23 protein-coding genes and 3 tRNA genes are annotated in these 21,140 nt (G+C 57.4%); 16 read left to right on the forward strand and 10 right to left on the reverse strand.

Going from position 1 to position 21,140, the window contains the following annotated elements; all coding sequences use genetic code 11:
- Nucleotides 1–80: 80 nt before the first annotated feature.
- From CFBP5473_RS07065 to CFBP5473_RS07080, 4 genes are all read left to right on the forward strand, one after another.
- A tRNA-Glu gene (locus tag CFBP5473_RS07065) sits at nt 81–155 on the forward strand.
- Nucleotides 156–244: 89 nt separating this feature from the next.
- Entirely contained in the window at nt 245–826 is a 582-nt protein-coding gene (locus CFBP5473_RS07070; protein WP_051441112.1) for a hypothetical protein, read from the forward strand.
- Between the two features lie 66 nt (nt 827–892).
- The gene (locus tag CFBP5473_RS07075; RefSeq protein WP_234881735.1) at nt 893–1,336 is read left to right on the forward strand and encodes a VOC family protein; all 444 of its coding nucleotides are present in this window, start codon (nt 893–895) and stop codon (nt 1,334–1,336) included.
- A 77-nt stretch (nt 1,337–1,413) separates the two neighbouring features.
- The gene (locus tag CFBP5473_RS07080) at nt 1,414–1,947 is read left to right on the forward strand and encodes a lipocalin family protein (RefSeq protein WP_027673367.1); all 534 of its coding nucleotides are present in this window, start codon (nt 1,414–1,416) and stop codon (nt 1,945–1,947) included.
- Nucleotides 1,948–2,042: 95 nt separating this feature from the next.
- Here CFBP5473_RS07080 and tyrS read toward each other — a convergent pair whose 3' ends face one another.
- Nucleotides 2,043–3,296 carry a tyrosine--tRNA ligase gene (gene tyrS, locus CFBP5473_RS07085; protein WP_027673366.1) on the reverse strand — a complete coding sequence of 418 codons (1,254 nt, stop codon included), beginning with the start codon at nt 3,294–3,296 and terminating at the stop codon, nt 2,043–2,045.
- A 148-nt stretch (nt 3,297–3,444) separates the two neighbouring features.
- On the opposite strand from tyrS, the gene CFBP5473_RS07090 reads away from it, so the two are divergent.
- Together CFBP5473_RS07090 and CFBP5473_RS07095 are read left to right on the forward strand one after the other, a co-directional pair.
- Nucleotides 3,445–4,572 (forward strand): anhydro-N-acetylmuramic acid kinase, encoded by a 1,128-nt coding sequence (locus tag CFBP5473_RS07090; protein ID WP_027673365.1) that lies wholly within the window; start codon nt 3,445–3,447, stop codon nt 4,570–4,572.
- A gap of 5 nt (nt 4,573–4,577) precedes the next feature.
- Complete coding sequence (locus tag CFBP5473_RS07095) at nt 4,578–5,108, forward strand: GNAT family N-acetyltransferase (protein ID WP_027673364.1); 531 nt, start codon at nt 4,578–4,580, stop codon at nt 5,106–5,108.
- A gap of 13 nt (nt 5,109–5,121) precedes the next feature.
- Here the strand turns inward: CFBP5473_RS07095 and CFBP5473_RS07100 are convergent, their stop codons facing one another.
- Together CFBP5473_RS07100 and CFBP5473_RS07105 are read right to left on the reverse strand one after the other, a co-directional pair.
- Nucleotides 5,122–5,691 (reverse strand): cytochrome c oxidase subunit II, encoded by a 570-nt coding sequence (locus tag CFBP5473_RS07100; protein ID WP_027673363.1) that lies wholly within the window; start codon nt 5,689–5,691, stop codon nt 5,122–5,124.
- A 52-nt stretch (nt 5,692–5,743) separates the two neighbouring features.
- Nucleotides 5,744–6,421: an alpha/beta hydrolase gene (locus tag CFBP5473_RS07105; RefSeq protein WP_027673362.1), complete on the reverse strand. Its 678-nt coding sequence runs from the start codon at nt 6,419–6,421 to the stop codon at nt 5,744–5,746.
- Between the two features lie 214 nt (nt 6,422–6,635).
- On the opposite strand from CFBP5473_RS07105, the gene CFBP5473_RS07110 reads away from it, so the two are divergent.
- The 7 genes from CFBP5473_RS07110 to sufA all read left to right on the forward strand — a co-directional run bounded on the left by CFBP5473_RS07110 (nt 6,636) and on the right by sufA (nt 14,007).
- Nucleotides 6,636–7,805, forward strand: coding sequence for a cysteine desulfurase family protein (locus tag CFBP5473_RS07110; RefSeq protein WP_027673361.1), 1,170 nt, complete (start codon nt 6,636–6,638; stop codon nt 7,803–7,805).
- Between the two features lie 203 nt (nt 7,806–8,008).
- Nucleotides 8,009–9,478, forward strand: coding sequence for a Fe-S cluster assembly protein SufB (gene sufB, locus CFBP5473_RS07115; RefSeq protein WP_027673360.1), 1,470 nt, complete (start codon nt 8,009–8,011; stop codon nt 9,476–9,478).
- Between the two features lie 182 nt (nt 9,479–9,660).
- Nucleotides 9,661–10,416: a Fe-S cluster assembly ATPase SufC gene (sufC, locus tag CFBP5473_RS07120; RefSeq protein WP_027673359.1), complete on the forward strand. Its 756-nt coding sequence runs from the start codon at nt 9,661–9,663 to the stop codon at nt 10,414–10,416.
- 24 nt (nt 10,417–10,440) lie between these two features.
- Nucleotides 10,441–11,712: a Fe-S cluster assembly protein SufD gene (gene sufD, locus CFBP5473_RS07125; protein ID WP_027673358.1), complete on the forward strand. Its 1,272-nt coding sequence runs from the start codon at nt 10,441–10,443 to the stop codon at nt 11,710–11,712.
- On the forward strand, nt 11,705–12,958 hold the full coding sequence (locus CFBP5473_RS07130; RefSeq protein WP_051441111.1) for a cysteine desulfurase: 1,254 nt from the start codon (nt 11,705–11,707) through the stop codon (nt 12,956–12,958). Before sufD ends, CFBP5473_RS07130 begins: the two co-directional genes overlap by 8 nt.
- Before the next feature lie 22 nt (nt 12,959–12,980).
- A complete protein-coding gene (locus tag CFBP5473_RS07135; protein ID WP_027673356.1) occupies nt 12,981–13,388 on the forward strand; it encodes an SUF system Fe-S cluster assembly protein in 408 nt (135 codons plus the stop codon).
- 226 nt (nt 13,389–13,614) lie between these two features.
- Nucleotides 13,615–14,007, forward strand: coding sequence for a Fe-S cluster assembly scaffold SufA (sufA, locus tag CFBP5473_RS07140; RefSeq protein WP_027673355.1), 393 nt, complete (start codon nt 13,615–13,617; stop codon nt 14,005–14,007).
- 231 nt (nt 14,008–14,238) lie between these two features.
- Here the strand turns inward: sufA and CFBP5473_RS07145 are convergent, their stop codons facing one another.
- From CFBP5473_RS07145 to CFBP5473_RS07165, 5 genes are all read right to left on the reverse strand, one after another.
- Nucleotides 14,239–15,174: an MYG1 family protein gene (locus CFBP5473_RS07145; RefSeq protein WP_027673354.1), complete on the reverse strand. Its 936-nt coding sequence runs from the start codon at nt 15,172–15,174 to the stop codon at nt 14,239–14,241.
- Between the two features lie 77 nt (nt 15,175–15,251).
- Nucleotides 15,252–15,734, reverse strand: a complete 483-nt coding sequence (gene greA, locus CFBP5473_RS07150; RefSeq protein ID WP_027673353.1) for a transcription elongation factor GreA — start codon at nt 15,732–15,734, stop codon at nt 15,252–15,254.
- Nucleotides 15,735–15,802: 68 nt separating this feature from the next.
- Complete coding sequence (locus CFBP5473_RS07155) at nt 15,803–17,011, reverse strand: ABC transporter permease (protein WP_027673352.1); 1,209 nt, start codon at nt 17,009–17,011, stop codon at nt 15,803–15,805.
- Nucleotides 17,001–17,723 (reverse strand): ABC transporter ATP-binding protein, encoded by a 723-nt coding sequence (locus tag CFBP5473_RS07160; RefSeq protein WP_027673351.1) that lies wholly within the window; start codon nt 17,721–17,723, stop codon nt 17,001–17,003. Before CFBP5473_RS07160 ends, CFBP5473_RS07155 begins: the two co-directional genes overlap by 11 nt.
- Before the next feature lie 15 nt (nt 17,724–17,738).
- Nucleotides 17,739–19,049: an efflux RND transporter periplasmic adaptor subunit gene (locus tag CFBP5473_RS07165; protein WP_027673350.1), complete on the reverse strand. Its 1,311-nt coding sequence runs from the start codon at nt 19,047–19,049 to the stop codon at nt 17,739–17,741.
- 270 nt (nt 19,050–19,319) lie between these two features.
- Here CFBP5473_RS07165 and CFBP5473_RS07170 point away from each other — a divergent pair.
- Nucleotides 19,320–19,396: transfer RNA gene (locus tag CFBP5473_RS07170), tRNA-Pro, on the forward strand.
- Nucleotides 19,397–19,490: 94 nt separating this feature from the next.
- Here CFBP5473_RS07170 and CFBP5473_RS25015 read toward each other — a convergent pair.
- Nucleotides 19,491–19,628: a hypothetical protein gene (locus tag CFBP5473_RS25015; RefSeq protein ID WP_169696877.1), complete on the reverse strand. Its 138-nt coding sequence runs from the start codon at nt 19,626–19,628 to the stop codon at nt 19,491–19,493.
- A gap of 241 nt (nt 19,629–19,869) precedes the next feature.
- Between CFBP5473_RS25015 and CFBP5473_RS07175 the strand changes: the two genes are divergently transcribed.
- Nucleotides 19,870–20,175, forward strand: coding sequence for an ETC complex I subunit (locus CFBP5473_RS07175; protein ID WP_027673349.1), 306 nt, complete (start codon nt 19,870–19,872; stop codon nt 20,173–20,175).
- 52 nt (nt 20,176–20,227) lie between these two features.
- Nucleotides 20,228–20,304, forward strand: a tRNA-Arg gene (locus CFBP5473_RS07180).
- A 145-nt stretch (nt 20,305–20,449) separates the two neighbouring features.
- Here the strand turns inward: CFBP5473_RS07180 and CFBP5473_RS07185 are convergent.
- Nucleotides 20,450–21,100 carry an outer membrane protein gene (locus CFBP5473_RS07185; protein WP_027673348.1) on the reverse strand — a complete coding sequence of 217 codons (651 nt, stop codon included), beginning with the start codon at nt 21,098–21,100 and terminating at the stop codon, nt 20,450–20,452.
- Nucleotides 21,101–21,140: the final 40 nt, after the last annotated feature.

Here is a 21,140-nt window from a genome sequence, read left to right on the forward strand (position 1 = left end):
ATTTTTTTGTCAAATCACGCATTTTCCCGCTTGCCGTATCCAAAACCTCTGATTATAAGGGCGCCACAAACCAAGCGCATGCGCCCTTCGTCTATCGGTTAGGACGTCAGATTTTCATTCTGAAAAGAGGGGTTCGACTCCCCTAGGGCGTACCACTTGGTTTGATATTCTCCCCTTAAAATATGTCCGCCTTTGCCGTTGTCGATGTATGTCTTCATGCTGCCTGTTAACGCACGAGGACTTTATGACACCACGGCTGTTCATCATCGGCGGTACGTCTCATGCCGGAAAATCGACGCTCGGTGCGGCGGTTGCCGGTCGTCTGGGCTGGCGCTGCGTGTCTACCGATAGCCTCGCGCGGCATCCGGGCCGTCCATGGCGGGACGCGCCGGAGCAGGTGCCGCCGCACGTCATCGAATATTATCGCGATCTTTCGCTGGATGAACGCATGCAATCCGTTCTCCAGCATTACCGCTCCATGTGGGAGCCGCTCGTTCATCCTTTGATGACGGGTGATGAGCCGCTGGTGCTTGAGGGCTCCGCGCTTCTTCCGGAACTTGTCGTTACGGTTCTTTCGCAGGAGATGCGCGCGGTTTGGCTCGTTGCGGATGAAGGCGTGGTCGAACGGCGGATCAGGATTGAAAGCGCCTATGACAGCCGGGATGCTCAAGGCAGGTTCCTGATCGACAGCTTCGCAGAACGCGCCGCGGCGTTCAACCATCTGATGGCGGAGGAGGTGGAGCGCTTTGGGCTACAGAAGATAGCGGTTGGCGAAACCACTGAGCTAGACGAGCTTTTGGAAAAAGTGGTCACGGGCAACGGGTAGAGTTTTGTAGTTGACCTTCCTCTGGATACGGCGATTGTTAGGCCGACATTCTGGGAGGAAATATCTGTGACATCGGACGTGCCGTTTTCGCTTGTGGGTATAGACCACGTCGTTCTGTTGGTGGACGACATGGAAAAAGCGCTGAAATTCTATCACGACGTATTGGGTTGCCGTCCCGGCTACACCTACCCGGCACTTGGCGTGGAACAGGTATGGTGCGGAGCCTCACTCATCGTGCTGTGGGATACGACGCATCCCGGAGGTGAGAAGGCCCGCCCGCCCGTTGCCGGTGGGCGCAATGTCGATCACATCTGCATCGCCACCGGACCTTTCGAGCATGATGCGCTGCGTTCTCACCTTGAGAGCCATGGCGTGCTGATCCACCGCGAGGCCATGCATGGCGGCGCGCGCGGCATGGGCCACTCCTTCTATATACAGGACCCCTTCGGCAACACGCTGGAGATCAAGGGGCCGGCAGAATATCCCGACGGGCGAGCCGTCGTCTCCTGATGTCCTCTTCACCATCTTGTTGATGCAACCGCCTTCATAAGACGGCGTTTTCCGCGATACTCTCGCGGAGAACAGTCATGAACACACTGCTTCGACTTGCAGGCATAAGCCTGGCATTATGCACCGGCAGCCTTGGTATCGTGCCTCAAGCGCAGGCAAAAGAGCCCGCCGTGGCACAGACCGACATGTCTCACTATCGAGGCAAATGGCTGGAAATCGGCAGAACACCGATGCGCCTGACGGACGGCTGCGTGGCCGGATACTCCATCTACAAGCCCGGCGCGTCACCCGATCAGGTTCTGGTGGAGGACGGCTGTCGCGAAGGCTCACCCAATGGCAAGCCGAAGACGATAGAAGGCGTGGGCACGCTGAAAGATTCCAAAACCACGAAAGCCAAGCTGCACGTCCGCTACCCGCTTTTCTTCACCTTCGATTATTGGGTACTCTACAATTCCCCCGACCGCACATGGTTCATCAGCGCAACACCGGACATGGAAAACCTGTGGATTTATTCACGTTCCGTCCCGTCCAAGGCGAAACTTGCGGTGATGGTGAAAAAGGCGAGGGCGCTTGGTTACGATACGAGCAAGCTTGAATTTCCGGAATTCTAATCAATGATCGCGGCTTGGACGCCGATTTTCTGTCGCCAAGCAGTGCATGGCGACAGAAATTCAATGAAGATAAAGTCCGGCGTAGGGCCTACAATTTAGGCCGGACGCACCAGAATGTGCTTCTTCTTGCCCAGCGAAAGCTTGATCACGCCATCCGCAGTTACTTCGCCAGAACCGATCAGCTTGCGCTCATCCGACATGCTTTCGTCGTTGATACGAACCGCGCCGCCCTGAACGTGGCGGCGGGCTTCGCCGTTGGAGGTGGCGAGACCGGCGCGGACGATCAGCGAAAGCAGGCCGACACCGGCTTCCAGTTCGGCCTTTGGCACTTCGATGGAGGGCAGGTTATCGGCCAGCGCGCCTTCTTCGAAGGTCTTGCGGGCCGTTTCTGCTGCTTCTTCTGCCGCGGCGCGGCCGTGCAGGATGGCTGTTACTTCCGTCGCGAGGATCTTCTTGGCGTCGTTGATTTCCGATCCGCCAAGCTGGGCCAGACGGTTGATCTCGTCCATCGGCAGCGTGGTGAACAGCTTGGCGAAGCGAACGACGTCCGCGTCTTCCGTGTTGCGCCAGTATTGCCAGAAATCGTAGACCGGCAGCAAATCCTTGTTCAGCCATACGGCGCCGGAGGCGGATTTGCCCATCTTCGCACCGGAAGAGGTTGTCAGAAGTGGCGAAGTCAGTGCGTAGAGCTGCGGCGTTCCCATGCGGTGACCGAGGTCGATGCCGTTGATGATATTGCCCCACTGATCCGAACCGCCCATCTGCAAACGGCAACCGACACGCTGGTTCAGTTCCACGAAATCGTAGGCCTGAAGGATCATGTAGTTGAATTCGAGGAAGGACAGCGACTGTTCGCGATCCAGACGCGTCTTGACGCTGTCGAAGGACAGCATGCGGTTGACCGAGAAGTGGCGGCCAACATCGCGCAGGAATTCGAGGTAATTCAGGCCGCGCAGCCAGTCGGCATTGTTGATCATCAAGGCCGGGTTCGGCTTGCGATCGTAATCGAGGTAATTCGCGAAGACGTGCTTGAGCGAGGTGATGTTGTCCTCGATCAAGTCGACCGTCATCAGCTTGCGCGCCTCTTCCTTGAAGGAAGGATCGCCCACCATACCGGTGCCGCCGCCCATGAGAGAAATCGGCTGGTGGCCGGTGGCCTGCAGCCAGTGCAGCATCATGATCTGCGTCAGATGGCCAACATGCAAACTCGATGCGGTCGGGTCATAGCCGATATAGGCGGTCACGGTTTCCTTGGCGAACAGTTCGTCGAGACCTGCCTCATCGGAGATCTGGTGAATGAAGCCGCGCTCATCGAGCGTGCGGAGGAAATCGGACTTGAACCTGGACATAACCTTTTTCTTTCTGGGATTTGTCGTGATGCTCACTGCGTTTCAGTGAATGCCAGCGCCTTTATCATCATTTTTTGTAAAGTGCACCCGTTTGCGCCATGAATGTTCTCATTGATGAGGATATGATTCTTTGAAGGCGGAGCGGCGCATGGGCAACGTGAAAACAGCAATCGGCCTGATGAGCGGCACATCGATGGATGGCATCGACATCGCGCTGTTGCGGACCGATGGCGAAACCATCGTGCGCCACGGCCCATCCGGCTATTTCCCTTACGATCCGCAACTGCGCAGCATCTGGCAAAAGGCCCTCGTCACCGCCCGCGCCATTAAACAGCGCGATGAGCGTCCAGGTGATCTGGCGGATGCAGAGCGCAAGCTAACACTCGCGCACGCCGCTGCCGTCAAATCCTTTCTGGCGCGACACAAGCTTCATTCGCGGGATGTCGATGTCATCGGCTTCCACGGCCAGACGGTGTTGCACCGGCCTGACGATGCCCTGACTGTTCAGATCGGTGATGGGCCGCTCCTGGCAGAGGAAACCGGCATCGATGTCGTTTACGACATGCGCGCCAACGACATGGTGCATGGCGGGCAGGGCGCGCCGCTGATCCCGGTCTACCATGCAGCGCTTGCCGCCAATCTGCCGGAACGTTTCGAAACGCCCGCCGTCTTCGTCAATATCGGCGGGATTTCAAACCTCACCCATATTGGCGCGAGCGGCACGCTTGCCGCTTTCGATAGCGGCCCGGGCAATATGCTGATCGATCAATGGATCGAGGCCCATACCGGCAAATCCTACGACAGGGGCGGCGAAACCGCCGCAAAGGGCAGGGTCGTCCCATCGCTCGTTGAGCGCTATATGCAAAGCCCCTTCTTCTCCGCCAACATCCGCCGATCACTGGATCGCTCGGACTTTACGCCTCCCGAAAAAGGCGAGGTCAGCCTCGCAGACGGCGCAAGAACGCTCGCCCATCTCACCGGCGCCGCCATCCTCAAATCCGCTAGCTATCTGCCGGAGCTTGCCAAAACCTACGTCATCTGCGGCGGCGGTCGCCTCAACCCGGTCATCATGACGGAGTTTTCCGAGCAGGCTTCCAAGCTCGGGGCACGTGTGATTGCCGCGGAGGAGGCGGGTTTCGATGGTGGCGCGATGGAGGCGGAGGCCTGGGCCTATCTCGCGGTCCGTTCGCTGAAAGGATTGCCGCTTACCTATCCCGGCACGACCGGGGTGGAGGAGCCGGTGACGGGTGGGGTCTTCACCGGCGCGAGGAGGTAACGGCTATGCATGAAGAGGTCATTCTCAAAACCGACAGGCTGCGACTTGTGATGTGGGAACCCGGCGATATCAGACACCTTCATCAATTGCATTCCACGATAGAAACGACGCGTTATCTCGGTGGTGCCGCTCCCTGGAGCCTCGAAAAATGCGAGGAGCGCTTGTCGAAATGGATTGAAGAGCACGCGCTTCACGGCACTGCGAAGTACAAGCTGTTGGCTCGGGATGATAACCGGTTCATGGGGCGGGCGGGTTTCTCGTTCTATGGCGACGAGAGGCCCGATTTCGAGCTTGGATATTCCCTACACCACCATGAATGGGGCAAGGGGTATGCAACTGAAATCAGTTCTGCCTTGCGAGACTGGTTTTTCGAAAGAAGAGTTGCCGACCGTTTCATCGCATTCACCCATCCTGAGAACCGTGCTTCGCAAAACGTTCTCACCAAGATCGGTATGCGACCGTGTCAGCCGATGACGATTGACGGTCTGGTGTGCCCGACTTTTGAATGTAAGGGAGAATGGCGCAGTCAGGTCTAAGAAAAGGCGGGAATCAATCGTCGCAGTTCTTGCGGCCATTTTCCTTCATCCAAGCCCTAAATTTATTTGGGCTGATCACTTCCGCTAGCACGACTTGATCTGCTTTGGATTCTTCCGTGTTTTGGCTGCGAAACGCCTCCCGACCGGCTCTTACTTCTAGCTTTCCTTCTTCCTGTGCTTTGATAGCTAACTCAGATATTCGGCCTGGTATCGCCGTAACGTTTACTCCAAGCCTATCAATTCGAAGGGTTGGAAGCTCATCTGTGTTCGCATAATCCGCTGAGGTGTACAGCAGAGTTAGTTGCTGATCGTGCGGCAGACGCAGTTCTGTGCTTTCGATGCACGTTCCGTCGGCAGCGTCATAACGAAATTTCCAGCCCGACGCCTTGCCACTGGCAAAAATCTTGAAGTCGGGACCTTTTTCCTGTTCTTTGGTCAGCAGGTCAAAGGCTGCTTGACAATTTTCTTTATCTACACCGGATAGGCCCACACAGGGTTTTTGGTCTTCACCGGATGCAAAGGCCGAGGGCAAGCCGAACAAAAGTGACAATCCGGCGAATACATAAATCGAAATAGCTTTCATTGAATACGTGCCTCAAAGCAAAACGGCTGCCAGAGGCAGCCGTCAAATTCGATTACCGAATGCGCTTGGCCGCCGGTTCCGGCACCAGTTCGCCGTTCAAACGGCGGTCCAGGTAGTCGCCGCATTCGTTCATCAGGTCGTCCACCTTGCCGGAGAAGAAGTGGTTGGCGCCGGGCAGGGTGCGGTGGGTGATGAGGATGCCCTTCTGGGTCTTCAGCTTTTCCACCAGTCCGTTCACGTCCTTTTCCGGCGCGACCTTGTCGGAATCACCGTTGATGATGAGGCCGGAGGACGGGCAGGGAGCGAGGAAGGAGAAGTCGTAGGTGTTCGGCTGCGGCGCAATCGACATGAAGCCTTCGATTTCCGGGCGGCGCATCAGAAGCTGCATGCCGATCCATGCGCCGAAGGAGTAACCGGCGACCCAACAGCTCTTCGAATCCGGATGCAGGCTCTGCACCCAGTCCAGCGCGGAAGCGGCGTCGGAAAGCTCACCCGCACCGTGGTCGAACTCGCCCTGGCTGCGGCCGATGGAGCGGAAGTTGAAGCGCAATGTCGTAAAACCGCGCTTCTGGAACATGTAGAAGAGCTGGTAGACGATCTGGTTGTTCATCGTGCCGCCGAACTGCGGGTGTGGATGAAGGATGATCGCGATCGGTGCGCTTTTTTCCTTGGAGGGCTGGTAACGGCCTTCGAGGCGACCCGCAGGGCCGTTAAAAATGACTTCGGGCATTGGTACTCCGGTCGGTTTTTCTGTTTCTGACCGCTTTCCATGCGCAAGAAGACTTGACGCGGATGGTCAGCTTTTCTAAAACCCAGTTTAGAATTATTCGAAACTTTGCGTGCCTTCAGCACAGTTGGGTGTGTCATAAGGCAAGGGCGACGGAAATTTCAAGGAAAATGCGCTTTCACGCGCGAATGACCCGGATAAAGGCAGCTTTTGCGCCATGAGCATGACGACACGCACATATATGGACTGGAACGCGACAGCACCGCTGTTGCCCGCCGTCCGTGATGCGCTTGTTTCTGCTCTGGAAATGTCCGGCAATCCATCGTCCGTTCATAAGGAGGGACGCGCTGTCCGTGCCGCTATAGAATCGGCCCGTCGGGATGTTGCGGCTTTGGTCGGTGCGCAGGCATCGCACGTCGTCTTTACCAGCGGCGCGACGGAAGCGGCCAATCTGGTGCTTTCGCCGCTCTTTAAAATGGGCCGTGCTTCCCTAAATATCGGTCATCTCTACGTTTCGGCAATCGAGCATCCGGCGCTTCGCGAAGGCGGTCGCTTCGAGCGTTCGAATGTGATGGAAGTACCTGTCACCCACCAGGGACTTGTCGATCTGGCGGCTTTGGAAGCTCTGCTTGCCGGGCATGATGCGGCAAGCGGGCTGCCGACGGTGGCGGTGATGCTCGTCAACAACGAGACGGGCGTTATTCAGCCTGTAGAAGAGGCAGCAAAGCTCGTTCACGCCGCTGGCGGGTTGATGGTTGTCGATGCCGTGCAGGCGGTTGGGCGTATCCCTGTCGATATCGAGGCGCTTGGGGCTGATTTTCTGATCATCTCCTCGCACAAGATCGGTGGTCCGAAGGGCGTAGGTGCCTTGATTTCGCGCGGCGAAGTGATGATGCCGAAGCCTTTGATCCATGGCGGTGGTCAAGAGAAAGGGCATCGTTCCGGCACGGAAAACACGCTTGCCATTCTTGGCTTTGGCGTTGCTGCAACAGAAGCGGCGCAGAGGCTGGACACGGAAAGCGAGCGTTTGGCGGGGCTGCGGATGCAGCTTGAGAATGCGATGCGGGCCGCGGCACCTGACGTCATTATCCATGGTGCCGATGTTCAGCGCGTTGCCAATACGACATTTTTCACCCTGCCGGGTCTGAAGTCCGAAACGGGGCAGATCGCTTTCGATATCGAAGGTGTTGCACTGTCTGCCGGTTCGGCCTGCTCTTCGGGCAAGGTGGGTGAAAGCCATGTGCTGACGGCAATGGGGCATGATCCGAAGCTTGGTGCTTTGCGCATTTCGCTCGGTCACGCCACCACGGAAGACGATATTGAAAAGGCTATTACTGCCTTTGCGAAGATTGCCGGGCGGCGAAAGCTCTCCGGTCAGGCCGCCTGATAGGCGGCAATAAATTGCGAAATGTCAAAATTTCGCTTGCGGTGCGGTGTGAAAAGCGCCAACCCGATCTTAAATTAACGCATAAAAGCGCTGGCTTCCAAAGCCTCTCGCATTTATGTGAAAGCGCGAATGAAGGCGGAGTTTTCGCCTTGATACGTTGACAAGCCACCGGACCTTGTATCCGGCGAGATTGGAGAACGAAAATGGCAGCGGTTCAGGAAACAATCGATCAGGTTCGCCAGATCGATGTGGACCAGTATAAATACGGTTTCGAAACGCAGATCGAAGTCGACAAGGCGCCCAAGGGCCTGTCGGAAGAGGTGATCCGTTTCATTTCCGCCAAGAAGCAGGAGCCGGAATGGCTGCTGGAATGGCGTCTTGAAGCCTATCAGCGCTGGCTGACGATGGAAGAGCCCACATGGGCGCGCGTCAACTACCCGAAGATCGACTTCAACGATCTCTATTATTATGCAGCGCCGAAGAGCACGCCGGGCCCGAAGTCTCTGGACGAAGTCGATCCGGAGCTTCTGAAGGTTTATGAAAAGCTCGGCATTCCGCTGAAGGAACAGGAAATTCTGGCCGGTGTGCAGACGCGCAAGGTTGCCGTCGATGCCGTGTTCGATTCGGTTTCCGTCGTCACCACCTTCAAGGAAGAGCTGAAGAAGGCGGGCGTGATCTTCATGTCCATCTCCGAAGCCGTGCGCGAGCATCCTGAGCTGGTGAAGAAGTATCTCGGCTCCGTCGTTCCGACGACCGACAACTTCTATGCGACGCTGAACTCTGCCGTCTTCACCGATGGCTCCTTCGTGTTCGTGCCGAAGGGCGTTCGTTGCCCGATGGAGCTTTCCACCTATTTCCGCATCAATGAGAAGAACACGGGCCAGTTCGAGCGCACGCTGATCATCGCGGAAGAGGGCGCTTACGTTTCTTATCTCGAAGGCTGCACCGCACCCCAGCGCGACGAGAACCAGCTGCACGCTGCCGTGGTCGAGCTCGTTGCACTTGATGATGCCGAGATCAAGTATTCCACCGTCCAGAACTGGTATCCGGGCGATAAGGAAGGCAAGGGCGGTATCTATAACTTCGTGACCAAGCGTGGCGATTGCCGTGGCGACCGCTCGAAGATTTCCTGGACGCAGGTCGAAACCGGCTCCGCCATTACCTGGAAGTACCCATCCTGCATTCTGCGCGGCGATGACAGCCGTGGCGAGTTCTACTCGATTGCCGTTTCCAACGGTTACCAGCAGGTCGATTCCGGCACCAAGATGATCCACCTCGGCAAGAACACGTCGAGCCGCATCATCGCCAAGGGCATCGCCGCCGGCTTCTCGGAAAACGTCTATCGCGGCCAGGTTTCGGCGCACCGCAAGGCTACCAACGCCCGTAACTTCACACAGTGCGACAGCTTGCTGATCGGCGACAAGTGCGGCGCGCATACGGTGCCTTACATCGAAGCCAAGAACTCGTCCGCGCATTTCGAGCATGAGGCGACGACGTCCAAGATTTCCGAGGACCAGCTGTTCTACTGCCTGCAACGCGGCATCCCCGAAGAAGCGGCAATCGCGCTGATCGTCAACGGCTTCGTCAAGGAAGTCATTCAGGAACTGCCGATGGAATTTGCGGTCGAAGCGCAGAAGCTGATCGGGATTTCGCTGGAAGGTTCTGTGGGCTAACCCCTCGCTCGGCGTCATCCTCGGGCTTGACCCGAGGATCCATTGACGCGACGTGCAAATTGAATTGACCGACTGGATCCTCGGGTCAAGCCCGAGGATGACGGATGTGAGAATTGAGAACGGCCCGTAAACCGGGTCTGCGAGGCGGTTTTTGAAACCGCACTACGGATAGGAACTAAAACATGCTTGAAATCATCGACCTGCACGCAAAGATCGCCGATACTGAAACCGAGATCATCAAGGGTCTGAACCTGAAGGTTGCTGCTGGTGAAGTGGCGGCTATCATGGGGCCTAACGGTTCCGGCAAGTCTACGCTGTCCTACATTCTGTCCGGCCGCGAAGACTATGAAGTCACCTCCGGTGACATTCTGTACAACGGCGAAAGCATTCTGGAACTGGACGCTGCCGAGCGCGCGGCGAAGGGCGTTTTCCTCGCATTCCAGTATCCGGTGGAAATTCCCGGCGTTGCGACCATGCAATTCCTGAAGGTTGCGATGAACGAGCAGCGCAAGGCACGCGGCGAGTCTGAACTCACGACGCCTGATTTCATCAAGCGCGTCAAGGAAGCCGCTGGCGATCTGAAGATCGACATGGATATGCTGAAGCGCCCGCTGAACGTCGGCTTCTCCGGTGGTGAGAAGAAGCGTGCCGAAATCCTGCAGTTGGCTCTGCTGGAGCCGAAGCTTTGCGTGCTGGATGAAACGGACTCAGGTCTCGATATCGACGCGCTGAAGATCGTTGCCGATGGCGTCAACGCGCTGAAGTCTCCGGATCGTGCAACCGTCGTCATCACCCACTACCAGCGCCTGCTCGATTACATCGTGCCGGATAGCGTTCACGTTCTCTACAAGGGCAAGATCATCCGTTCGGGCGACAAAGCTCTGGCGCTGGAGCTGGAAAACAACGGTTACGCCGACATCATCGGTGAAGCGGCCTAAGTTTAGGGCCAGGAGGTGATGTCCATGAACATTCAAACGACCAACCGGCTGACACCTGCGGAAACCGCACTGGTGGAAGCCTTCACGGCCAAGTTCAGCGAGTTGCCGGGCAATGGCGATGTCGTTGCCGCGCGTGATGTGCTGTTCGATGATCTGAAGACCGCCGGTCTTCCGACGCGCCGCATCGAGGCTTGGCACTATACCGACATGAAGAGCCTGCTGCGCAGCATCCCAGAGGATGTTTCCGCACCGGTTATCGAAAAGCGTGCTGCCGCTATTTCCGGTTCGCAGGTGGCTTACCTGCTGCACGGCAAGGCTGCGGATGCGCAGATCGAAAACTTCGAAGTTACCAGCTATGCCGAAAGCCTGCTGGATGGCACGGCTGCACCTGCTCTTGTGGCAGCAGATAGCCACGACATGATCGGCCGCCTGAATGGCAGCTTCGTGCGTGACGGTTTTGCCGTTGCAGTGCCCGATGGTGCCGAAATCGAGCAGCCGCTCGAGCTGCAGGCTATCCACGGCGCGGGTCAGGTTCACAGCCGCTCGCCAGTGCGTTTCGGCAAGGGCTCGAAGGCGACGGTTATCGAGCGTCACCTGTCTGTGACTGAAGAAGCCGCTCTCGTATCTCATGTCAGTGACATCGAGGTTCAGGACGGCGCGGATGCGCTCTACATCATTCTGCAACAGCAGGGCGCGGCTGATATTCACCTTTCGCAGCTTCGCATCAAGCTGGGTGCGGAAGCCAAGCTTCGCCTGTTCATCATCAATGCCGGTGGCAAGCTGGTTCGCCAGGAACTGCGCATTGATGTGGAAGGCGAGGGCACGGATCTTTCCGTTCGCGGCGTCAACCTTCTTGGCGGCGAAACGCATACGGACGTGACCATGGTTCTCGGCCACAACGTGCCGAACACCACCTCGACGGAAGTCTTCCGCAACGTTGTGTTCGACCGTGCGAAGGGCATCTTCCAGGGTATGATCCGGGTTGCGCCCGATGCCCAGAAGACCGACGCCAAGATGGCCTGCAACACGCTTCTGATGTCTGACGACGGCGAGTTCTCGGCAAAGCCCGAGCTTGAAATCTTCGCAGACGACGTGCAGTGCGGCCACGGCGCGACGGTTGCCGATATCAGCGACAACCACCTTTATTACCTGATGGCGCGCGGCGTGCCGCGGGCAAAGGCACGCGCCATGCTCGTCAACGCTTTCGTCGCGGAAATCGTGGAAGAGCTGGAAGAAGACAATTTGGTAGAGGCGCTGGAGAGTATCATCTCCGGCTGGCTGGAACATCATGCCTGATCATAGCGAACGCGCCGCAACCGTGGCCCCTTATGACATCGAAGCCGTGCGGAAGGATTTTCCAATCCTTTCGCGCGAGGTCTATGGCAAGCCGCTGGTCTATCTGGACAACGGCGCGTCCGCACAAAAGCCGCAGGTGGTCATCGATGCCATTTCGAATGCTTATGCAAACGAATATGCCAACGTCCACCGCGGCCTGCATTTCCTTTCCAATGCCGCGACCGATGCTTATGAGGCGTCACGCGAAAAGGTGCGGCGCTTCCTGAATGCCGGTTCGGTGGACGAAATCGTCTTCACCAAGTCTTCCACCGAGGCGATCAACACGGTCGCTTACGGTTATGGCATGCCCGGTATCGGCGAAGGCGACGAGATCGTCATCTCGATCATGGAGCACCACTCCAACATCGTGCCGTGGCACTTCATTCGTGAACGTCAGGGTGCGAAGCTGGTATGGGTGCCGGTGGATGATGAAGGCGCGTTTCACATCGAGGCTTTCGAGAGAAGCCTGACGGAGCGCACCAAGCTCGTCGCTATCACCCATATGTCAAATGCGCTCGGCACCATCGTTCCGGTCAAAGAGATTTGCCGCATCGCGCATGAGCGTGGCATTCCGGTGCTGATCGATGGCTCGCAAGGTGCCGTCCACATGCCGGTGGATGTGCGCGATATCGATTGCGACTGGTATGTGATGACCGGCCACAAGCTCTACGGTCCGTCAGGCATTGGCGTGCTTTACGGCAAGGCCGACCGCCTTCGCGAGATGCGCCCGTTCCAGGGCGGCGGGGAGATGATCCTCGACGTATCCGAAGACGAGATTACCTATAACGAGCCGCCGCACCGCTTCGAGGCAGGCACGCCGCCCATCGTGCAGGCCATCGGCCTTGGTTATGCGCTGGATTATATGGACAATCTCGGTCGCGCCGCGATTGCCGCACATGAGGCTGATCTTGCTGCCTATGCGGCGGAGCGTCTGCGCGACATCAACTCGCTGCGCATCATCGGCAATGCACCGGATAAGGGTGGCATCTTTTCCTTCGAGCTGGAGGGCATTCACGCCCACGATGTTTCGATGGTCATCGACCGTCGCGGTGTTGCGGTGCGCGCGGGAACGCATTGCGCCATGCCACTCTTGAAACGCTTCGGCGTGACCTCCACATGCCGTGCATCCTTCGGGCTTTATAATACGCGCGCGGAAGTGGATGCACTTGCCGAAGCGCTGGATTACGCCCGCAATTTCTTCGCCTGAGATCGAACTGAGGATCAGGACCATGACGACCGATACGACCGAACAGCTTCCGGATGTGGCGCAAGACGCTGCTCCCACGCAGACCGCCGCTCCGGCAAAGGCCTCCAGTATCCCACCGGATGAACTGGCCCGCCTTAGCGACGATGTCGTCGCTGCGCTGAAAACCGTCTACGACCCGGAAATCCCCGCCGATATTTTCGAACTCGGCCTCGTCTACAAGATCGATATCGAAGACGACCGCATGGTCAAGATCGTCATGACCTTGACCGCACCCGGTTGCCCTGTAGCTGGCGAAATGCCGGGCTGGGTGGAAAATGCCGTCGGTGCTGTCGAAGGCGTTTCAGGTGTCACCGTAGAGATGACATTCGATCCACCATGGACGCCTGACCGCATGTCGGAAGAGGCTCAGGTTGCGGTTGGTTGGTACTAACAACGCCGTCATACCCGCCTTGAGCCGGTATCCAGTCAGGCCAAGTCTTTGGCCTGAAAGAGTTTTCTCGCAGCGTAGACACGCGTCGGCTGGACCCCGCAGTACAAGTGCGTGGTGACGAAGTAAGTGCATGGTGACCGCCTCTTGCGGCCGTCGTCCACCGAGACTAAATTGAATACCATGAAGCATCGGGCCTTGAACCCGACTGTTTAAGGAGAATAAGCCCATGGGCTTCGCAGTAATGACCATGACGGAGGCCGCGGCCTCCCGCGTCAAGGCAATCGTCGAGAATTCCGGCCCGGATGCCAAGGGCGTGCGCGTCGGCATCAAAAAAGGTGGCTGCGCGGGCATGGAATATACCATCGACCTCGTGACCGAGCCCGACGCCAAGGATGACCTGATCCAACGCGATGGTGCGAGCGTCTGGGTGCAGCCCTCGGCAGTGCTTTATCTTCTGGGAACCCAGATGGATTTCGAAGTCACCAAAATGCGCTCCGGCTTCATTTTCAGCAATCCGAACCAGACATCAGCCTGCGGCTGCGGTGAATCCGTAGAACTCAAGGCCGCCGATCTTGCCGAGCTTGCCAAGCAGCGCGAGGCAGCGGGCGCGGGCGTGTGATTATTTGCCGGGTGTGAATTTAGGTGGCCGCAAACTCCACCCTCATGCTGAGGTGCCCCGAAGCATAGCGCCAGGCATTCTATCTTCAAAGTCTTAGTGTTACGCCCGCAACCCGCGCCCTTCGAGGCCCCTGCGGGGCACCTCAGGATGAGGGCTGCTAACACCGCACTTCCATCTCGTTACATCGAGATTTGGCCAGACTTGGATCGTCCTTGAGCAGTGGAGTTGGTTTTACGCCAACTCCACCTCAGCAATCGCTTCCCTTACCGCAATCTCCGCCATTGCAAGTGCAGCTTCGCGGGTCTTCGCTGCGGCGATGAAGCGGCCGTTGTGGCAGAAGGTGGCGCCTTCTACTCCGCTGGCTTTTTCGAGATCACCATTCGTCAGGCCAGCCCAGGAGGCGGGGAGGTCTGCGCGCAGGTCGAAGCCTTCCTCGGCGCGGCGGATGCCGGTGACGCACCAGTCCTTGTCGCGCGGGTGGACGACGAAGAGCAGGTGGTCGGCATCGGCTTTTACGATGGCGGGGCGGAAAGGCATACCGAGCGGGAGTTCGAGAACGCGGCCCTGGCCGGTGGCTTCGATCGCTTTGAGGACCATCCCTTCAGCACGCAGTTTAGCGGCCTTCTTCTCGATTGCAGCCTCCACAAAGGCGCGGGCTATTGCGAGAGCGCCGTGGAAGGCGGCGTCATCCGCTCCGGGCTCGCGATTATCGAATGTCGGCTTCAGCGTCTCAAGCAACGCAGGCAGTGTGAGGCCTGCGAGTTGTCCTGCCGTGGATGGGCTAAGTGCGCCATTATCGACCAGATCGATTGGCAGCACGAAGCTTTTGTCGAAGGAGGTGTGAACGTCTTCGATGTGGTCGGCAGCTATGCCATAGGCTGTGAGATACTCTCGGCCAAAATGCTTCCAGACGAGGCCGAAAGAGCTGTAAGGCTGGCCATCTTCACGCAGCGGCGCGCCGCGCTGATGGTGATCGAAAATGCGGGCATTCGCATCGTAAGCGCCGCCTACATCATAGATGATCCGATCATCGGCAGGTGTAATCCATTCGGGCGCACGGCTGCGCACGATGCGGGCCTCAGGGTAGAGCCGCGCGAGGATGACGCTGGAAAGCAGTTCATCAGCATGGAAGCCACCGGAATGGGTGACGAGAAATTCCACCGTCATTGGAGAAAAGGCCTTTTGTTGAGAATAGTCACTGCGGCGGAGTTAGCGGTTATTTTGCACCGCGGCAATGGACGACATCACTCAATCGCGGTGATTTCCAGTTCCTGACCGCTGACCATCGCCACATCCCCCACAGATTTTCCGTTGAGGGCGCGAGCGACGGGGGAGACGTAGGAGATCGATCCGGTTTTCGGGTCTGCCTCATCTTCGCCGACGATGCGGTAGGACTGCACGCGCCCGTCTTCCCGGGTGTAGGTTACCTTCAGACCGAAGGCGACGGTGTCCGTGATTTCTGGTGTTGGCATCAGTTGAGCAGTGCGCAAGCGCTCTGCAAGATAGCGGATATCGCGCAGATGCGGCGCAAGCTGGCGGCGGCGCTCGTTTATGTCTTCCACGGCATTGGCAATTTCATGAGCGGCACGCGCGGCCTTGAGCTGCTCTTCCAGCAGCTTCAGTCCCTGTTCGGTGACAAGGTTGGGGTGCTCGGAAATAGGGCGATCCGGCAGGTGGGTTTCCGCTGCCGTTTCAGCACTTTCTTCCTTAACAAAGGCGACGCTCAAGGTTTCAACTCCATCAACATAGGCAATCTCTCATATGGAGATTGGCGCCTCCATTGGCAACCTCGACCTCATTCGTGGCGTAGCGCATCGATGGGGCTGAGGCTGGCGGCGCGGCGGGCGGGGAAGTAACCGAAGACGACGCCGATTGCTGCCGAAAACGCAAAGGCGATGGCGATGATGGAGGGGCTGGTGACGAAGGGCACGCCGAGAAAGCTGACGACCGCATAGGCCAATCCAAGGCCGGTCAGGATGCCAGCAATGCCGCCGAAAGCGGAAAGCATAACGGCTTCTACCAGAAATTGGGTGAGCACCTGTTTTTCCAGCGCGCCGATGGCAAGGCGTATGCCGATCTCGCGCGTGCGCTCGGTGACCGAAACGAGCATGATATTCATGATGCCGATACCGCCGACGAGAAGGCTGACGGCGGCCACGGCACCGAGCAACCCGGTGAGAAGCGTCGTGGTGCCCGTCATGGCCGATGCGATCTGCGTCATGTCATTGACGGTGAAATCATCCTGACGGCCAAGTGCGATGCGCCTGCGTTCGCGCAGCAGGTTTTCCAGATCAGACTGCACCTTGGCTGTGGAAACGCCATCTTGCGCGGATACCATGATGGAGGAAATCGTGGTCGTGCCACCGATGCGCCGCTGGTGGATTTTCAGTGGCATGATGACGGTATCATCCTGATCATCTCCCATGCCGGACTGGCCCTTGCGTGCCAGAACCGCGATGACGGGACAAGAGATATTGCTGACGCGGATCGTTTGCCCAACGGGGTTGGATGCGCCGAACAGCTCCTGCCGCACGGTTTCGCCGATGATGCAGCCGATCTGGCCACCGCGATCTTCCGCGGGCTGGAATTCGCGCCCGAGCGCAATCGTCCAGTCCTGTGAAATCAGGTAGTCATTGGTGGTGCCGACCACGCTCGTCTGGTGGTTCTTGCCGCCATAAATGACGGTGGCAGCGGACGACCTGTTGAGAGGTGCGACAGCGCGGATGCCGCTGATCTGGTCCTTGATTGCCTGAATGTCATGATCGTTGAAGCGCTTGGCATCAACGCTTGCGCGACCGGGCCCGAACTGGCCGGGGCGGATGAAAAGCATGTTGGTGCCAAGCCGCGACAGCTCGGATTTCACCCGCTCCGTCGTGCCATTGCCGATGGTGACCATGGCAATGACCGCCGCAACACCAATGACCACGCCAAGCACGGTGAGGAAGGAGCGCAGCATATTGCGGCTGATGGCGCGCATCGCAAGGCGGGTCGTCTCAAAGAACATCGGATGTCTCCCGCATGTCTTCCGCCGCGCTATCGGAGGCCAGATGGCCATCCACAAAGCGCAGCAAGCGCTTGGCGTGGGCGGCAATATCTTCCTCGTGCGTGACCATGACGACCGTTATTCCCTTATCCCGGTTCAGGGAGGTTATCAGGTCCATGATCTCGATGCTGGTTTTCGTGTCCAGATTGCCCGTGGGCTCGTCCGCCAGAAGCAGGGCAGGCTTGGTGACGATGGCGCGCGCAATGGCCACGCGCTGCTGCTGGCCGCCGGAAAGCTCCTGTGTGGTGTGGTGCTCGCGACCCTTGAGGCCAACCTGCGCCAGCGCTTCCATCGCCAGCGCACGTCGCTCGGTGGATTTCATGCCGCGATAGATGAGCGGCAGTTCCACATTTTCAACGGCGGAGGTACGGGACAGAAGGTTGAAGCCCTGAAACACGAAACCCAGCATGTGGCGGCGAAGCAGGGTCAGATGCTCATTATCGAAACCGCTGGTGGGCACGCCCTGAAACAGATACTCGCCAGCCGTCGGCGTATCGAGACAGCCGATGATGTTCATGGATGTGGACTTTCCGGAGCCGGATGGACCCATGATCGCGACGAAGTCGTGTTCCTCTATCGAGAGGCTCACACCATCCAGCGCGCGGATTGTGGCTTCGCCCTTGCCATATTGCTTGACGACATCGCGAAACTCGATGAGGGGTGGCGCTGTCATGCTTCACCTCCCGCTCTAGCTGCTGCGCTGCGTGGCGTCGGTAATCACCTGATCGCCGGGTTTCAGATCATCCGATTTGACCGCCGTGAACTGACCATCCGTCGAACCGGTTTCCACGGAAACGCTGACCGGCGCATTGTTGCGCAACACCCAGACAGTGCGCTTGCTCGTGGCTGCATCATTGGCGCCGCCATTCTGCTGCCGCCTTGGGCGGGGAGGGCTGAAGAGCCCCATGAGGCCGCGGTTGCGAGAGGCATTTTCACGGGGCGGCGTGTAGCGTAGCGCAGCATTGGGCACAAGGAGGGCATCTTTTACGTGCTCCACCACGATGTTGGCGGTTGCCGTCATGCCCGGGCGCAGCAGAAGCTCCGCATTATCCACCGTCAATATGCCCTTATAAGTAACGACGTTGGATACGGTTTCGGAAGCGAAGCGCACGGTCTCGATTTTGGCCGGGAAGCTTTTGTCGGGATAGGCATCCACATTGAAAGTCGCTTCCTGATCCGTCACCACCTTGCCGACATCCGCTTCATCGATGGAAACCTGAAGCTCCATATGGCGCAGATCGCCTGCGATTGTGAACAGCACGGGCGCGTTGAGCGAGGAGGCCACCGTCGCGCCGGGGTCGACATCACGCGTTAGAATCACGCCATCGATGGGCGACACGATTTTTGCCTTGCTCAGATTGACCTCCGCCAGCCGCAAGTCCGCTTCAGATGACAGAACGGCTGCTTCGTTGACTTCCAGCGTGGCTGCCGCTGCATCATAAGCAAATTGCGCGGCATCGAGATCCTGCTGGCTGGATACGCGATTCTGGACCAGCGATTTAAGGCGCGTCAGCGAAGTATTGGCGGAACCGAGATCGGCTCTGGCCTTCAACACGCTTGCCTTGGCGGAGGCCAGCTTCGCGCGGGCGCTCTGCACATCCGCTTCCAGCTTGTTGGTATCCAGCTCCGCCAGAACCTCGCCCGCTTTGACCTGGCTGTTATAAGTCACATTCACCTTGCGGATGGTGCCGGACAGTTCGCTGGAAATATCCACCTGATCCGTTGGCTGCACCGAACCTGTGGAGGTAACGATAACGGAAAGCTCTCCCGTCTTCGCCGCCTCGGTGGTGTAGACATAGGCCACGCGTGAGCCTGCGAAGGCGTAGTAATAGATGCCTATGCCCGCGATCAGCAGAAAGGCCAGCGTGATATAAAGTGTGCGGCGGGATTTCTTTTTGCCGGATTTCGAGGAAACCAAAATATCCCGCAGATCCGGCTTCTGCCCTGTATTGGCATCGGGCTTGTTCTTGTTCTCAGCGCTGGTGTCCACGTCTTCCATTCCCGTCATCCGCTTTATTACAGCGGTCTGGCATGTGAGAGGCTCGGATTTGGCGAGCCAATGCAACTGCCGATAAATAATCTGCCTGCTCAACCCCGCTTGGCATAGCTTCGTTGCACGGGGAAGTGAAAACTTGGTAATGCAGGAACACGAATGCAAACCCCTGCCGCAAAAGCTTTCCACAGGCGGCTATAAAAAAATCAACAAAAAGGTGATTTTAGCTGTTGCAGGGTCGCCGCGAACTATGTATTACCCGCCTCACGACATCGGCGGAGTGTAGCGCAGTCTGGTAGCGCATCTGGTTTGGGACCAGAGGGTCGGGAGTTCGAATCTCTCCACTCCGACCACTTAAATGTCATTCGATTTGAATGACTTTCGTGTTTCCCTTCATGTAAAATTTGAGCAAGTCGCGTCGCGGTTTTGACGCTGCTTTTGTGCGTCTCATCCAAGATATTGGAAGTACGCCCATGCGGCGATGAAGAAGGCGATGATGCCTAGCACGGTTAAAAGCTTGCGCAGGCCGCGGCGGGGCTGCTTCGGGGGCTGCGGTTTGCGGAACTTGATAACGTTTTCGTTCATGAACGGTTTCTCCTGATAATGCCGCGATAGAATATGCTTCGCGGCACGGCTTCAAGTGCGCCCGTGCTAATTTCTGTTGGTAGAAGGCATGATGTTTCCTTAAGCTGAGCACCTCAAGCGGCTTGACTTCGGCCATGAGTCGGTCCAAGTGAAATTCTGCTGGAGCCTGTAATAAATCGGTTACGGGTGACAGCTTAGAAAGAGCGTGATCTCGCTTGATCGCAAGACTGGAGCAGTTGAAATGTCTGCAAAAATTTATCGTCCGGCAAAGACCGCAATGCAGTCTGGCAAGGCCAAGACGAATATCTGGGTGCTGGAGTTCGATGCCGAGGTTCCGCGCAAGATCGATCCGATCATGGGCTACACGTCTTCGTCGGACATGAAGCAGCAGCTCAAGCTCAACTTCGAAACCCAGGAGCAGGCGGAAGCTTACGCTCAGCGCAAGGGCATCGAATACCGCGTCATCGAGCCCAAGGACGCAACGCGCAAGGTGGTGTCCTACACGGACAACTTCCGCTACACGCGCACGCAGCCCTGGACGCACTAACATAGCGACGCACTAAGTTTAAATTCCAGCGCCAGCCATTGGCGCTCAAGACGGCCCCTTAGCTCAACTGGATAGAGCAACTGCCTTCTAAGCAGTAGGTCGCAGGTTCGAGTCCTGCAGGGGTCGCCATCAAATTTTCCGTTATTATATGAACTTAAGGCGACCGGATTTTCATCGCTCTTCGCTCACATGAGCAAATACTGCCATTGATTCGAAATTAGACAATAAAAAAGCCCGGCACTGCGACCGGGCTTTTTTATCGATGTTTCTGCTGTCAGAATTTGACGCCGAGACCCACGCGAATTGCGTGCTGATCTACGTCTGTCTTGATTGTGATTACATCGAAGTCGAATGTTTTATCGCCGAAGTTGGTGTAGCGATATTCGACGCGACCAAACACCATGTCAGTGAATGCGTAGTCCACTCCCAGACCCACTGCGTAGCCGTTGAAGTTTTTCTTCTCATCAGCGAAACCGATCACGTCTTCGTATCCGCGGGCGTATGCCCAGCCAGCGGTACCGTAAACAAGTGCGCGGTCAAATGCGTAGCCTACGCGACCGCGAACGGAGCCCTGCCAATCGAATCCATATTCGAGTCCGCCGTCGAACGCGGAGCCGTCGGCCCAGTTCTTATCGAAGTCAGCTTCGACACCGACTACCCAGCTGTTTCCGAAGTCATAGTTGTAACCGACAAACCCGCCGAGGATGCCGCCATCAAAACGGCCAGAGAACTCGGTACCGTTCGAAATAAGGGAATCTTGTTTGTTCCAATTGTATCCACCCTGAACACCGACGGTAAATCCTGTCCAGCTGAAAGCGGGCGCAATGTCTGCCACCGGTGCTGAAGGGACTTCGCTAACAGCGTCGGCCGCCATAGTTGTGGAGGCTGCGAGAATAAATCCGAAGGTCGCAATAATCTTTTTCACGTTCTATAAACTCCTTAGTAGAGAGTTCATTAAAACGCAT

It is taken from the genome of Agrobacterium larrymoorei (genome assembly GCF_005145045.1).
Taxonomy (GTDB): Bacteria; Pseudomonadota; Alphaproteobacteria; order Rhizobiales; family Rhizobiaceae; genus Agrobacterium; species Agrobacterium larrymoorei.